This is a genomic window from Microbacterium sp., from assembly GCF_047607225.1.
Lineage (GTDB): Bacteria > Actinomycetota > Actinomycetes > Actinomycetales > Microbacteriaceae > Microbacterium.
In genome coordinates this window covers 1-14,135 of record NZ_JASGDO010000066.1, presented here as the reverse complement: position 1 = coordinate 14,135, position 14,135 = coordinate 1, and the positions used below count along the sequence as shown (strand labels likewise).

The following is a 14,135-nucleotide window of genomic DNA, read 5'->3' as shown; positions in this document are numbered from 1 at the left end:
GTGCGGGCGTGATTTAGGGAAGACAATTGTGCATATTCGGAAATCGGCTGCAATAGCCACTCGCGAGGAACGTGCGCCTACTTCAAGTACTTCGAGTGCACCCAGCCGGTCTGCTTTCCCACCGTCACCTTCCGCCACACGCCCTTGGACGACACCACGGTGACCTTCGTGCCCTTGTTCAAGACGGTCAGGATCTTGCCGCTCGTCGAGGCGCTGGCACGCAGGTTGAGGCTAGTGGTGGTGGTCTTCACGACCTTCTTCGTCGTCGACGCCGGCACGGCCTTCAGGTACTTCGAGTGCACCCAGCCGGTCTTCGACGACACCGTGACCTTACGCCACGCGCCGCTCGAGGAGACGACCGTGACCTTCGTGCCCTTCTTGAGCGTCGTGATGATCTTCGACGACGTGGACGCCTTGGCGCGGAGGTTCAGCGACGTGGTCGTCTGCATCTTCTGGGCCGCCGAGACCTTCGTCAGCTGGGACGCCGGAACCCACCCGGAAGAGCTTCCCGCCTTCACGGCACGCCAGCTTCCCGTCTGATCGACGACGGTGACCTTGACGCCCTTGGCGAGCTTCGCGCCGGCCTTGCCGGACGACGATGCCGCAGCCCGCAGTGTCAGCGCCGCCTTGGTCTGCAGGGACGAGGTCGCGCCGGCTGCCGGCTTCTTGGCGACGAGGTGCTTGCCGTCGATCCAGCCCTTGGCCTTTCCGACCGTGGCAGCCTTCCACGCGCCCTTCGTGCCGGTGACGGTGACCTTGGTGCCCTTGACGAGCGTGGAGACCAGCGTCGACGACCCGGCGCCCGTCCGCAGGTGCACGGCGTTCTTCGTGTACATCGTCTGCGTGGCCGGAGCGGGGGTGGCGCTCGGCGTCGGAGTCGGGGAGGCCGTCGGCTTCGGGGTCGGGTTCGGCGTCGGCACGGGCTTGGGCGTCGACGTCGCGGCGAGCGAGACGTACCCGCTGTGCACCCAGTAGGGCGACCCGCTGATCGTCAGCCGCCACCAGACACCGTAGGTCGCCGTGCGCGTGTACGTCGCGCCCATCTTGATCTGCGTCTTGCCCGAGTCGCAGCTGGTGTTGGGCGCCTTGCGGGCGTTCAGCGTCGCGGTGGCCACCACGACCTTCCCCGAGGCCTTGGTCACACTGGACTCCGAGGGGAGCGCGCAGACGCTTCCTCCGGCGGCGGGCGTGCCGGTGTTCGAGAGCTTGAGCGACGACTTGAGCACCCAGCGGGTCGCCGACCCGACCTTCACGCGGATCCACGCGCCGTAGGCGCCTGTCACGGTCAGCTTGGCGTCCTTCGCGACTGAGTTCGTGTCGCTCGTGCAGCGCGAAGTCGGCGCCTTGCGGGCCGTCGCGGCCTTCGTGACGGTGGCGGTGCCCGTCGCGGCGGCGATGTCGGCCGATGCGGGCGACGTGCAGGAGCCGACCTGCGCGGGGGCGCCGTTCGAGGGCGAGGCCCCCGAGGCGAACCAGTCGACATAGTAGTTGTAGAAGTTGCGGTTGCCGTATGCCGAGCAGCTGTCGCCGGTCCCGTAACCGGCGGTCAGCGCGGCGATGTTCGCACGGTAGGGCGTGTAGATATAGAGATTCGCCGTGGCCTGGTTCTGGATGAAGACCTTCGACGATCCGCAGGAGCTCGTCGGATGCCACTTGATCGTGTTGACCTGCCCCGCGCGGTAGTTGAACGACGTCGGGTTCTTCGTGTACACCTGCATCTGCCGTGCACCCTTGTAGACCTGGTTCACGAACCCGGCCGCTGCCTCGTCACACGGCGCCGTGTCGGGGCATGCCTGTCCCATCGCCGCCCGATACGACCATTCCGAGGGCGCACTGGAGGTCACCAGCCCCTGCTCCTTCTGGAGCATGACGAGGATGACCTTGGGGTTGATGCCGCAGGCCTTGCCGACCGTCGCGATGACCTGCGCGGCGGTCGCGCCCTTCTTGGCGGCGATCGCGGAGCAGTACTTGTCCGAAGCATGCTTGGGCAGATCGGTCGTGAAGCTCTTGAGGCAGGTCGGCGCGTCGCTCTTCGCCTTGCACGTGGCCACGCGTGCGTTGAGGAACGTCTGGATCTGCGCGGCGGTCATCGAGTCCGCGTCGAAGAACTCACGATCGCTGATGATGAAGCCGCCCTCGAGGATCGATCCCGGCAGCTCTGCGGCCTGGGCGGGGGCGGGCGGGGAGAAGGTCAGCATCCCGGCGACGAGCGACAGGACGCCGACGACGAGCGCGAGCGGGGAGAGGGCGCGACGGCTTCCGAGTCGGGGGGACATGTGACCATTGTTACGGAAGTCAACTTCCGATACCACCCTGAGTTGGAACCGGATGTTCCGACACGCCGTTTCAAGAATGCTCGGAGGCTGACACCAGGTTGCTTCTAGAGGTCGGCGTGGAGCTGCCACACCCGTTCTGCGGCGCCGAGCCACGAGAACGCTCGGCCGCGGTCCGCCGCCAGCACGGCGAGCCGTTCCGCGGCAGCCGCCGAACCGAGAGCCTCGGCGAGCGCGCCGGCGAGCCCGTCCGCGTCCTCCGCACACAGTCCGCCCTCCGCCAGCACCTCTCGGTGGACGGGTGTGTCGATGGCGGCCACCGGAACGCCCGCTCGGAGCGCCTCCCCCATCCGCCAGGGAAAAGAGCTTCCCACGGCGGGCGCGAGGAAGGCGACCGCTCCGCCGAGCACGGCCCCGCGGTCGTGCATATCCAGCGCCGGGCGCACGTGGAGTCGCCCTTCGGCCAGCCCCGCCGCCGCAGCGAGTTCGGCGATGTGAGGCTCCTCGCCCTCAGGGGCGTCGATCACCACGACGGGCAGGTCGACCCGCGCAGCGATGATCGCCGCGAACCCGGTCGCGAGTCCGTGGGACGCGCGCGCGGAGCCGCTCAGGAGGACGAACCCCTCGGGAAGACCGAGCGATCGGCGGCGTCCGACCTCATCGGAGGGCACACGGAACCCCTCCCCCGGCGCGCCCGCGATCACGCGGATCCGGTCACCGAGACGAGCGATGTCGACGAGACGCTCCGCCATGGCGTGTGTGGGCACCACGACGGCGTCGGCGTGACGCACCGCCCGCTTCAGCAGCGCCCGCTCGCGCACGACGGCGGTCCGCGCGACTTCGCCCGGGTGCTCCCAGGCGTCGAGGTCCCACATCGTGACGACCGTCTGGTCGTGATCGTTGACCCGGTCATGACGAACGAGCGGGGCCACGAGCGACGGAGCGTGGATCAATCCCCCGCCCACGCCTGTGGGGAGCCCGAGCTGCCACGCCGTGACCAGCTCACGTCGCGCCAGGGCCGGCGCCGGGGCCACACGCAGGCCGGGAACGAGGGGGGCAGGGTCGTCGGCGCCCGAGGGCACGATCGCCTCTACGTCGCACCCCGACGGGGCGGTGGCGACCAAGCCCCGCGCGAGCTCCCGCGCAGCCTCGCCGAGGTCGGTCGCCGGGCCGTCGAGCGGACGGTCCAGAACGATCCGCAAGGTCGTCGTCATCAGACCTCGCCCCTCCGGTGACCCGCGGTCATTCCCCGCCTCCGGGAGCGGGCGACGGGGACGGCGGGTGCAGCGCGCGCTGTACGAGAGCGTGGATGTGGTCGAAGTCGGGCGCGTCCGGGTTGACGTCGTTGTCCCGGGTCAGCTCGATGGTGGTGACCTTCTGCGACTTCGCCTTCACCGCCAGGTCTGCGAGGAACGGCAGCATGCTCGACGGGATGTCGGTGTGGACGATCTCGGACCCGGCCGACGCGATCCCCTGGAACCGGGTGAGCACGGTCGTGGGCGTGAACTGGTCGAGGATCGCCTGCTGCAGCTGACGCTGACGCTTCATCCGGTCGTAGTCGCTCGTCGTGTAGCGCGACCGCGCGTACCACTGCGCGGTGTCGCCGTCCATGTGCTGCCGGCCCGCCTCGATCCACCCCGTGATGCCCGACAGGCTCCCGTCCGGGTTCTTGTGGAGCGCCCCCTTCGGCAGCCGCTCGGCCACCGTGATGTCCACTCCCCCCAGCGCATCGATGAGCTCGGCGAAGCCGTCCATGTCGACGAACACGAAGTACTGGATCGTGATCCCGAGCACGCCTTCGGCGGCGTCGCGCGTCGCCTCGATCCCGGGCGTCGATCCGTTCGCGACCGCGTCGGGGTACAGGGCGTCGCCGTCCATGCAGACGCCGACCTCGGTGTTGAGCTGATTGATCTTGTTGTCCCAGCCGCAGCTCGGGTCGGCGTGACCCTGATGGCCGTTCGGATACAGCTTCTTCATCGGGCCGTCCGAGAACGGAACATCTCGCATGTCCCGGGGGATCCCGGTGATCGTGACGGCTCCGCTCTCGGCGTTGACCGAGACCACCGAGATGCTGTCGAACAGCATGTGGGTGCGTCCCGTGCCGCTGTCGGCTCCGAGGAGCAGGAAGTTGTAGTAGCCGTCGGCCGCCGGCATGCTCGGCCCGCTCCCGAACACCGATGCGATCGTGTCACGGGCTGATCCGGCCACTTGCGACGCGTAGACGGCACCCCCGGAGGCGGCGACCAGGAGTGCGACACTGAGCGCGGCGATCCCCACCCGAGCACGCGGGCGGACCCGCACGAGCCGGACGAGGCGGAGCGTGTCGATCGTGAGGACGACCCACAGCAGCGCGTAGGCGACGAGCACGACCTGCGCCGCCAGAAGGACGATCCAGGTGGAGAGGACGGCAAGGAGCGACTGCCACGACAACAGGCCGACGACGAGAGTCAGGAGGACCAGGACCCACAGCGCGAAGGTGGAGATCAGGCCCACACGCCCCAGTCGGCGGTCACCGGCGAGCGCCTGCGCCGAGCCGGGCAGCAGGAAGTTCATCGCGACGAGCCACCATCCGCGCCGCGTCATGATCTCCGGGGAGGCGGCGTCCGGCGTCCGCAGCGAGTACTCGTTCCAGAGGCCGCGTCCCGGTGCAGCCGCTGCCGCCGAGGGACGGGGCGGACTGAGCGTGCTCACCGCGACTCCCTCACAGCGACTCCTTGAGCCGTCGGTTCTTCTCTTCCACCTGCACCTCGAGCGACTGCGCGTACTGCTCGACGCGGTCGGCGAGGCGGTCGTCTGCCGCGCCGAGGATGCGCGCGGCCAGGAGCCCCGCGTTCTTCGCGCCGTTGATCGAGACGGTGGCCACCGGGATGCCCGCCGGCATCTGGACGATGCTCAGCAGGGAGTCGAGACCCTCGAGCGTCGCCAGTTGCACCGGCACGCCGATGACGGGGAGCGAGGTCACCGACGCCAGCATGCCGGGGAGGTGCGCCGCACCCCCGGCTCCCGCGATGATCACCCGGAGGCCGCGGGCGCGCGCCTCCCGCCCGTACCGGAGGAGCTTGTCGGGCGTGCGGTGGGCCGAGACGACTTCGACCTCGTGCGGCACCGTGAAGTCCGACAGGATCTGGGAGGCGTCGCTCATGACACGCCAATCGGAGTCTGAGCCCATGACGACGCCGACGAGCGGGGCGTCCGAAGAATGCAGCGGTCGGGTCACTCGACAAGGCTAGGGCGCGGCGCTGAGAACTCGCGTAACGGCACGGCGCCCGCAGCCGGATTCACGGCGACGGGAGGGACCGCTGCCGGGCCTCTTCCCGTCAGTCGGCGAAGAAGGCCGCCGCCGACCGCGCCTCGTAGGCGACCGCGTCGAGTTCGTCTCCGCACGCGTTGACGTGCCCCACCTTGCGCCCGGGCCGGGGGTCCTTGCCGTAAGTGTGGAGCTTCACCGCGGGGTGCGCCTCCAGGACGGCCGGGAACCGGCTCGACATCGCCTCCGACTCCGGCCCGCCCAGGATGTTGACCATGACCGCCCAATCCTGCCGAGGAGCGGGGTCTCCCAGCGGAAGGTCGAGCACCGCCCTCAGATGCTGTTCGAACTGGCCGGTCACCGCGCCGTCCTGACTCCAGTGACCGCTGTTGTGCGGCCGCATCGCGAGTTCATTGATGAGGAGGCGCTCATCGGTCGTCTCGAACAGCTCGACGGCGAGCATGCCGGTGACCCCCAGCCCCTCGGCGATGGTGGTGCCGATCTCGGCCGCGACCTGCCGCAATCGCGGGGAGGCACCCGGGGCCGGCGCGACGACCTCGGCACACACGCCGCCGCGCTGGACCGTCTCGACGACCGGGTAGACGCGCACGGGTCCCGAGGGTCGGCGCGCGATCTGCTGTGCGAGCTCGCGCCGGAAATCGACGAGCTCCTCGGCCAGGAGCGCCTCGCCGGGCGCGAGCGCATCGAGCCACTCCGCCACCTCGTCGGCGTCGGCCACGACACGCACGCCTTTGCCGTCGTACCCGCCGCGCGGCGTCTTGACGACAGCACGGCCGCCGTTCGCGTGAAGGAATGCCGTGAGCGCGGCGGCATCGGACACTGCCGACCATTCCGGCTGCGGGAGCCCGAGTTCGGCCAGACGCGCTCGCATCGCGAGCTTGTCCTGGGCGAACGCCAGGGCATCGGGCCCGGGATGCACGGCGACGCCCTCGGCGACCAGGGCCCGCAACACGTCCTGCGGCACGTGCTCGTGGTCGAAGGTCACCACGTCGACGTCGCGAGCGAACGCGCGGACGGTCTCGAGGTCGCGGTAGTCGCCCACCTGCGAGGCGGCGAGGTCGGCCGCCATGTCCGGCCGTTCGGCGAGCACCCGCACCTCGATGCCGAGCTCGACCGCGGGCGCGATCATCATTCGCGCCAACTGCCCGCCTCCCACGATCCCGACCTTCAACGACATGGGGCTCCCTTCACGCGGCGACGGCACGCACCGCTCGACTATTCTCCCCGCTCGACCATAGTGACGCACACGGGCGACGACACGTGCCGCGCACTCACGGAAGGACGGTGGTGGCCCCCGTAGCTCCCGGTCCGTGGGCGTCTCGGTGGGCGAGGATCTGACTGATCTCCACTTGATCCGCCAGCGTCTCGTGCACGAGACGCACGGCCGGCACGTTCGTGAGCCGCACGGGCTGCTCGACGCCGTTGGAGAGGACGAGGTCCCCCGTGCCCCACATGCGCTGCAACGGTCCGCGCTTCTCGGAGATCGTGTAGCCGCGGGCGTGCGTGATCTCCACGCGTCGACGCGCGACGAGTCCGCTGCGTTCGATCACTCGGCGAGTGGTGATCGTGTAGGTGTGGGCGAGCCAGCGCAGATAAGGGATCACGACCAGCAGGAGCACGACGACGGCGGCAGCCGACCACAGCAGCCAGGTGGCCGCCGCTTCTTTCAGTTCGTCGGGCAACCACGCCGTCCAGGAGTTCGGCAGGTTTCCGGAGTAGTAGCCCACGGCAGCGGCGGTGGCGATCAGCACCAGTGCCGACCACAGCAGGCGCCGAGCGTGCGAGCGCACCCGGGCGATGCGCATCTCCGGCGCAGACGCACCGGAGGCCGGCGTGAGCGGCCTTCCCGGGAGCGAACTCGGCTGAGACACCCTCTCATCATGGCGTGGGCTGCCGACACCGCTCCGGGGGCACGCCGCGGGGACACCGTTCGACCCGGCCCGCCGCCCCGGGGCGGGAGGCACGAGTGTCGAGCCTCAGAGAAGCCCCTCAGCCCGCGTCGGGACGCACGTGCACGACGTCACCGGCAGCCAGGACGATTTCGTCGCCGCCGTCGGTCCGCACCAGGAGTCGCCCGCCGTCGTCCAGACGCTCCGCCTGCCCGACCACCGTCGACTCGTCGGGGAGCGTCACGCGCACGTGCGTTCCGAGCGTCGCGCAGTGCTCCTCCACCGCCGGGCGCACCGCGGCCGACCCCGAGACGGCGAGGGTGGCGATGTCGTCGCGGAGGTGGGTGAGGTAGTCCGCCAGGAGCCGGTCTTCCTCGGCACTCTCGCCGAGAGCGTGGAAGGACGTCGCGGTCGGCACCGGCAGCTCGCCCGCCGGCATCGCAGTGTTGACGCCCGCGCCGACGACGACCAGGTTCGGAGCGGCGGCGACGACCTCGGCGAGGATCCCGCAGATCTTCCGCCCCTCGACCATCACGTCGTTGGGCCACTTGAGGCTCGCTTCGAACCGCGACAGCTGACCACCGACGGCGCGCACCATCGCGGCTCCGGCGATGAGCGGGATCCAGCCGCGATCGTCGATCGCGACGGCGCCGACGTCCAGCACGACCGAGACGGCCAGCGCCGACCCGGGCGGCGTCGTCCAGGTCCGGTCTCGACGGCCCCGCCCTGCTCGCTGATCGCGGGTGAGCAGCACCGAGAGGTGCGGATGGGTCTCGGGGTCGTCGGTCACGTGACGCACCAGCGTGGCGTTGGTGGAGTCGACGGTCTCGACCACCTGCAGGCGGGGACTGATCGCGGCAGACAGCGGGAATCCGGAATCGAGGAGCGTCATGCCGGCCACGATACGCTGCTGGCGAAGGCCCCGAGCGTGAGCGCCCTGTCACGTTCGACAAGGGAAACGACACGGCGTTGTGTGCGAGCGCCAAGGTGTGGCGGAGGGTGCTCGCTAGGGTGGAACGCGTGACCGAGCAGCCTGACCTGTCCACGACCGCCGGCAAGATCGCCGACCTCCGCGCGCGCTATCAGGAGGCGATCGTCGACGCCGAAGTGACGGCGCGGGAGAAACAGCACGCCAAGGGCAAGCTCACCGCCCGCGAGCGCATCGAGATGCTCGTCGACCCCGGCTCGTTCGTGGAGCTCGACGAGTACGTCCGTCACCGCACGTCGTCCTTCGGAATGGACCGCTCCCGTCCCTACGGCGACTCCGTCGTCACCGGCGTGGGCACGATCCACGGCCGGACCGTCGCCGTGTACGCGCAGGACTTCACGACCTTCGGCGGGTCACTGGGCGAGGTGGCCGGAGACAAGATCATCAAGGTCATGGAGTTCGCACTCCGCGGCGGGATGCCGATCGTCGGCATCCTCGACTCCGGCGGCGCGCGCATCCAGGAGGGGGTCGTCGCCCTCGGCAAGTATGGGGAGATCTTCCGCCTCAACACGGCGGCCTCCGGCGTCATCCCGCAGATCTCGATCATCATGGGCCCTGCGGCCGGCGGCGCGGTGTACTCCCCCGCTCTCACCGACTTCGTGGTCATGGTCGACAAGACCAGCCAGATGTTCGTCACCGGCCCCGATGTGATCAAGACCGTGACCGGCGAGGACGTCGGGATGGAGGAGCTCGGCGGCGCCTACACGCACAACACCCGCTCGGGCGTCGCCCACTACCTCGCGGAGGACGAGGACGACGCGATCGACTACGTGCGGACGATGCTCGGCTTCCTGCCCGACAACAACATGTCGGAGCTCCCCGACTACGAGCACGCGTTCGAGTTCGAGACGACGGACGCCGACCGCGTGCTGAACACGATCATCCCCGACTCCCCCAACCAGCCCTACGACATCCACCAGGTGATCTCCCACATCACCGACGGCGGTGAGTTCCTGGAGGTCCAGCCGCTCTTCGCGCCCAACATCGTGATCGGCTTCGGACGCATCGAGGGGCGCAGCGTGGGCATCATCGCCAATCAGCCGTCGCAGATGGCCGGGACGCTCAACATCGAGGCCGGAGAGAAGGCGAGCCGCTTCGTGCGATTCTGCGACGCCTTCTCCATCCCGATCGTCACGCTGGTCGACGTGCCCGGCTATCTGCCGGGCACGGATCAGGAATGGACCGGCGTGATCCGTCGCGGCGCCAAGCTCCTGTACGCCTACGCCGAGGCGACGGTCCCGCTGGTGACCGTCATCCTCCGCAAGGCCTACGGCGGCGCCTACATCGTGATGGGCTCCAAGCAGCTGGGCGCGGACATCAATCTCGCCTGGCCCACGGCCGAGATCGCGGTCATGGGCGGTCAGGGCGCGGTCAACATCCTCTACCGCGGCGAGATCCGCAAGGCCGAAGAGGCGGGCGAGGACGTGGCCGCGGTGCGGACGCGACTGGCCACCGAGTACACCTACAACGTCGCCTCCCCGTTCCTCGCGGCTGAGCGCGGCGAGCTCGACGGCATCATCGAGCCGGCCGCGACGCGCGTCGCGATCGCCAAGGCGCTCAGGTCGCTCCGGGGCAAGCGCGCGAGCCTCCCGGCCAAGAAGCACGGGAACATTCCGCTATGACCTCTTCGACAGACCCGGACCGGACGCACCCTCGGGTCGAGCTCGACGTCGTTCGCGGCACTCCCACCGCCGAGGAGCTGGCCGCCGTGGTGGCCGTCGTCACCGAGGCGTACGAGGCCGAAACGGCCGCCGCGGTCGCACCGCGCGCCGTCCGTCCCTCGGCGTGGCGGCTGTCGGCGCGATCGCTACGCGCGCCGCTGCGACGCGACGTGGGATGGGGCCGTTTCTCGGGTTGATCGGGTGATGTCGTCGTGCTTTTCGAGCGCTCTCCCCACGCCTCGACAGAATGTCCCCCAAAATACCTACAGACATTCCGGGTGCACCGCCGCACACTTGTAACTGCTGGAACGCTTCTGCGTTCGGTCGGTCTGCTCTTAAGGACCATTCCGACCCGCGAGTCGGTTTTCGGGTAACCACTCGCAAGGCGAGGGGCGGGCGGCTTCGCCGCCCCTCGCCTTCCTTCTTCTTCAGCCGTGTGCGCGTGTCGCCTCGCCGCGCGTCATTCAGCGGCGTCGGGACCGGAGTCGCTCTTCGGCCGGGGGATCTCGTGCCAGAGGTCCACGACCTCTTCGCCGTCGGGGTCGTCCTCACTCCTCGAGCGTCCGACCACGGTGACGGCGACATGCTCGTGCGGTGAGGTGCGGATGAACACCCGTTCCGATTCGGCGTTCTCCAGCGTCGTGGCGAGCTCCTGACGGATGGCTGCGATGTCCTCCTCGGCGATGCCGTCCAGCCCTCCCTCGTCGAGCATCGTGACCTCACCGCCGCGGCGCCGCACAGCCTCCAGCTGCGTGCGGACGTCGTCGTCGAGAAGACTGCGACCGCGCAGCTCGTCGCGGAGACGCCCCTCGGCGAGCCTGGCCTGGCGGCGCTCGTCGTCGTCGAGGGCGCCTCCCGTCTCGATCACCCGCGTCAGGACGGGACCGGCCAAGGCGATCGCCCGCTGGACGGTCACCCGGCGTTCGCGGCGGCGACCCGCCTGTGAGGCGAGCCACTCCGACGACGACCTCTGCAGTTCGGTCAGCTCCGCCGTGTCGCGCGCCGCGCGGGCCATCAGCCCCGTCACCAATTGCGCGATGCCGACCCACACCGCCGCGCCCACCGCTCCGAGCGAGAGCGCCCCGGCGATCCCGATCCAGAAGCTCCCGATCACGGCGATGATCGCGACGCCGAACCACGCCGTCAGCACCCGCCCCCGCACGACGAGGATCGCCAGGAGCGCACTGATCCCGCCCAGGCCCCACGTGGCGTAAGCCTGCAGCCGCGCCTCATCACCCGCGCCGTACCAGCTCGCGTTGGGGACGACGATCGCGGTGACGACGGCAAGCACGACGAGCCACGAGGGAAGGGGCGTCGTGCCGGGCGCCCAGAAGATGCAGAGCCAGGTGGTCGCGAGATACAGCGCCAGCGCGGCGACGACGACCAGCGGCCGCTCGGGCCAGACGGTCCACACCATGCCGCCGACGGCGAGGTAGGCCGTGAAGGCGACGCCGAGCGCCGAGAGCGCCGTGCGCATCGACATCCTCATGACGGTCGCTCCCACGTCAAGGTCACCTGCGTGCCCTCGGGGCCGCTGGCCAGTCGCGCGCTGCCGGCGACGGCTGCCATGCGGGCCGAGATCGAGCCGCGAATTCCCAAGCGATCGTCTGGGACTGCCTCGGGATCGAACCCTGGGCCGCCATCCGAGACCACGATCTCGATGCGGTGCGGCGAGGCCACCACCTGCACGGCCAGATCGGCGCCCCCCGCGTGCTCCACGGCGTTGGCCACCGCCTGGGTCGCCGCGAGGATCAGCGCGCGAGCCACACGGCCGGGCAGGGCCCACTCCTCGTGGGGCAGCTCGCCGACGACGTGCGGACCGCCGGCCTCGACGGTTGCCGCCTCCAGGTCGGCGACGAAGGCCGCCAGCAGGACCGGCGCATCGGAGCCCTCACCGGCATCCTGGTCGACGTTGGCGAGACGCGTGAGCGCCTCGCGCGCCATCGACACCGCGAGTGATCGCTCTCGGGGCGTGTGCGCCCGCTCCGCGGCGATCAGGGCGGCCAAGACGCTGTCGTGCATCAAGGCGGCCACGGCGACGCGTTCCCGCTCGGCGGCGTCAGCGGCGGCGGCGGCGGCGTACGAGCCCACGGCCTCACGCCGCGCGGTGTCCATCCCCACCGCCATCGTGCGCAGCATCCACCCGAGCACGAGGAAGACGAGGGCGAGGATGATCGCGAAGACGACGTCGAGCAGGGTGGGCATGAAGCCCGAGACGGCCGCATCCTGCAACTGGACGAGCCGGACGACGCCGTAGAGCACAGGGATGAGCAGCGCCCAGACGATCTGCCACGCGAGGGGGAAGGCGAGCACGGCGGCCACCGTGGCGACGTTCAGGAGGTACCAGATCCACGGCTCGCTCGTCCCGGCGGCAACACGCCCGGCCGTCGCGACGGGCCACGCCAGGAGAGCGAGGGGGAAGACGAGCGCGAAAACCCCGGCGCACGCGCGCGTGGCCAGCCCGCTGGAACTGGCGACGACCATGACGATGAGCGGGACGAAGATCAGGATCACCAGGCCCACGCGCCACAGCGGCGCCTCCTGCGTCGAGCTCAGTGCATTGAAGAAGGCCTGCGCCCCGAGCACCGAGCACCCGAAGCCGCACACGACGCCGAGGATGCGCTCGATCCGCGCCTGGGAGAAACGTTCGCTGCCTGCTGCCGCCGCCTCGCCCAGAGGCAGCACGGGCCGGAGAGCGACCGACCCGGACGGAGCGATCTCAGACGTCACCGTCGCCCTCGGCCACGAGCCCGTCCTCCATCGCCCGCCGGAGCAGGTCCACCTTGGTCGGAGCGGGACGCCCGACCTCGATGTACTTCACCCGCACGCGCGTGATGTTCTCCTTGGCGGTCGAGTAAGCGATCCCCAGTCGGTCGGCGACCGCCTTGAGGGGAAGGCCCGCCGCATACAGGCGCAGCACGTCTCGCTCCCTCGCGGACAGCTGCGCGTCGGCGAATGCTCGGTCACCGTCGACGGCGCTCGCCCACTCCACGTTGTCGAGGGGCTCGCCGCGCGCGACGATCCGGATCGCGCGAATGACATCGTCGATGCGCGAGGACTTGCTCACGACACCGGCCGCGCCGGCGGCGAGAGCCTCACGCACGGCAGCGGGACGATCCGCGACGCTGTGGATGATCACTTCCGAGCCGTCGCGCACGAGCCGGCCCACGTTCTCGGTGACGGTCGTCCCGTCGCCGAGGGTGAGGTCGAGGACGACGACGTCAGCGGGCCCCTCCCCCGACCGGGTGCGCCACTTGAGGTAGTCCGTGACGGTGTCTCCGGAGAAGACGACGTCCTTGTTCGGGTTCCTCGCGCACGCGGCCTCGAGACCGAGGCGCACGGACTCGTGATCGTCGATGAAGGCGACACGGGTCATGCGTTCAGCCTAGGACCCCGGACGGTCTCGCGTGAGGACGACAAGCGCCTCGACATGATGAGAGTTCGGAAAGAGATCGAAGCCGCGGACCGCATCGCCCTCGTAGCCCAGCTGACGGAAGGTGCCCAGGTCGCGCGCGAGGGCCACCGGGTCGCACGCCACGTAGGCGACGCGCTCCGGCGAGAGCCTGGCGATCCGCTCGACGACCTCGCGACCGGCGCCGGCCCGCGGGGGGTCCAGGACGACGACACCGCGCCGGAGCCGCTCCCTCTCTGCCGCCGAGGCGGTGGTCTCCACGTGTGCGAGCCACCGGTCCACTCGGCCGGTCTCCGCTCGCGCCCCCACCCACTCCGCGAGGTTCTCGCCCGCGTGCTCCGTCGCGCGCGCGTCGGACTCGACGGTGGTGATCCGTGTCGCCGGTCCGCCGAGGGTGGCCACGGCGGCCGCGAGCAGCCCGACGCCCCCGTAGAGATCGAGATGCCACGCGTCCGGATCGACGGGCCGAGGGCCCAGGGCGTCGGCGAGCGCGCCGGACAACGTCGCGGCGGCCGACCGGTGCACCTGCCAGAAACCGCCCGCGTCCACGCGGAAATCCCGTCCGCCGACGAGTTCGACCACCGTCTCGGTGGTCGCTGGCGCGTCCGGCGCCGCCGCGCCCCGAGCGCCCCGTCGGCCGCCGC

12 protein-coding genes and 1 pseudogene are annotated in these 14,135 nt (G+C 70.2%); 2 read left to right on the top strand and 11 right to left on the bottom strand.

From position 1 onward, the window contains the following. Nucleotides 1-77: 77 nt before the first annotated feature. From QM591_RS13260 to QM591_RS13230, 7 genes are all read right to left on the bottom strand, one after another. On the bottom strand, nt 78-2,276 hold the full coding sequence (locus QM591_RS13260) for an SH3 domain-containing protein (protein ID WP_415132865.1): 2,199 nt from the start codon (nt 2,274-2,276) through the stop codon (nt 78-80). Nucleotides 2,277-2,380: 104 nt separating this feature from the next. Further along, a complete protein-coding gene (locus tag QM591_RS13255; RefSeq protein ID WP_415132864.1) occupies nt 2,381-3,487 on the bottom strand; it encodes a glycosyltransferase in 1,107 nt (368 codons plus the stop codon). Between the two features lie 28 nt (nt 3,488-3,515). Further along, on the bottom strand, nt 3,516-4,964 hold the full coding sequence (locus QM591_RS13250; RefSeq protein ID WP_415132863.1) for an LCP family protein: 1,449 nt from the start codon (nt 4,962-4,964) through the stop codon (nt 3,516-3,518). 10 nt (nt 4,965-4,974) lie between these two features. Beyond that, nucleotides 4,975-5,442: a 5-(carboxyamino)imidazole ribonucleotide mutase gene (gene purE, locus QM591_RS13245; RefSeq protein WP_415132902.1), complete on the bottom strand. Its 468-nt coding sequence runs from the start codon at nt 5,440-5,442 to the stop codon at nt 4,975-4,977. A 148-nt stretch (nt 5,443-5,590) separates the two neighbouring features. Continuing rightward, entirely contained in the window at nt 5,591-6,718 is a 1,128-nt protein-coding gene (locus QM591_RS13240; RefSeq protein WP_415132862.1) for a 5-(carboxyamino)imidazole ribonucleotide synthase, read from the bottom strand. 94 nt (nt 6,719-6,812) lie between these two features. Beyond that, nucleotides 6,813-7,412 (bottom strand): PH domain-containing protein, encoded by a 600-nt coding sequence (locus QM591_RS13235; RefSeq protein ID WP_415132861.1) that lies wholly within the window; start codon nt 7,410-7,412, stop codon nt 6,813-6,815. 118 nt (nt 7,413-7,530) lie between these two features. Continuing rightward, on the bottom strand, nt 7,531-8,322 hold the full coding sequence (locus tag QM591_RS13230) for a biotin--[acetyl-CoA-carboxylase] ligase (RefSeq protein WP_415132860.1): 792 nt from the start codon (nt 8,320-8,322) through the stop codon (nt 7,531-7,533). Nucleotides 8,323-8,450: 128 nt separating this feature from the next. On the opposite strand from QM591_RS13230, the gene QM591_RS13225 reads away from it, so the two are divergent. Beyond that, nucleotides 8,451-10,040, top strand: a complete 1,590-nt coding sequence (locus tag QM591_RS13225; RefSeq protein ID WP_415132859.1) for an acyl-CoA carboxylase subunit beta — start codon at nt 8,451-8,453, stop codon at nt 10,038-10,040. Further along, nucleotides 10,037-10,276 (top strand): acyl-CoA carboxylase epsilon subunit, encoded by a 240-nt coding sequence (locus tag QM591_RS13220; RefSeq protein ID WP_415132858.1) that lies wholly within the window; start codon nt 10,037-10,039, stop codon nt 10,274-10,276. Before QM591_RS13225 ends, QM591_RS13220 begins: the two co-directional genes overlap by 4 nt. Before the next feature lie 263 nt (nt 10,277-10,539). On the opposite strand, the gene QM591_RS13215 is transcribed toward QM591_RS13220, so the two are convergent. The 4 genes and pseudogenes from QM591_RS13215 to QM591_RS13200 all read right to left on the bottom strand — a co-directional run. Continuing rightward, complete coding sequence (locus QM591_RS13215) at nt 10,540-11,556, bottom strand: hypothetical protein (RefSeq protein ID WP_415132857.1); 1,017 nt, start codon at nt 11,554-11,556, stop codon at nt 10,540-10,542. 8 nt (nt 11,557-11,564) lie between these two features. Continuing rightward, complete coding sequence (locus tag QM591_RS13210) at nt 11,565-12,809, bottom strand: sensor histidine kinase (RefSeq protein ID WP_415132856.1); 1,245 nt, start codon at nt 12,807-12,809, stop codon at nt 11,565-11,567. After that, on the bottom strand, nt 12,799-13,455 hold the full coding sequence (locus QM591_RS13205) for a response regulator transcription factor (RefSeq protein ID WP_415132855.1): 657 nt from the start codon (nt 13,453-13,455) through the stop codon (nt 12,799-12,801). Before QM591_RS13205 ends, QM591_RS13210 begins: the two co-directional genes overlap by 11 nt. A 9-nt stretch (nt 13,456-13,464) precedes the next feature. After that, nucleotides 13,465-14,135, bottom strand: a pseudogene (locus QM591_RS13200) (class I SAM-dependent RNA methyltransferase); the annotation flags it as partial.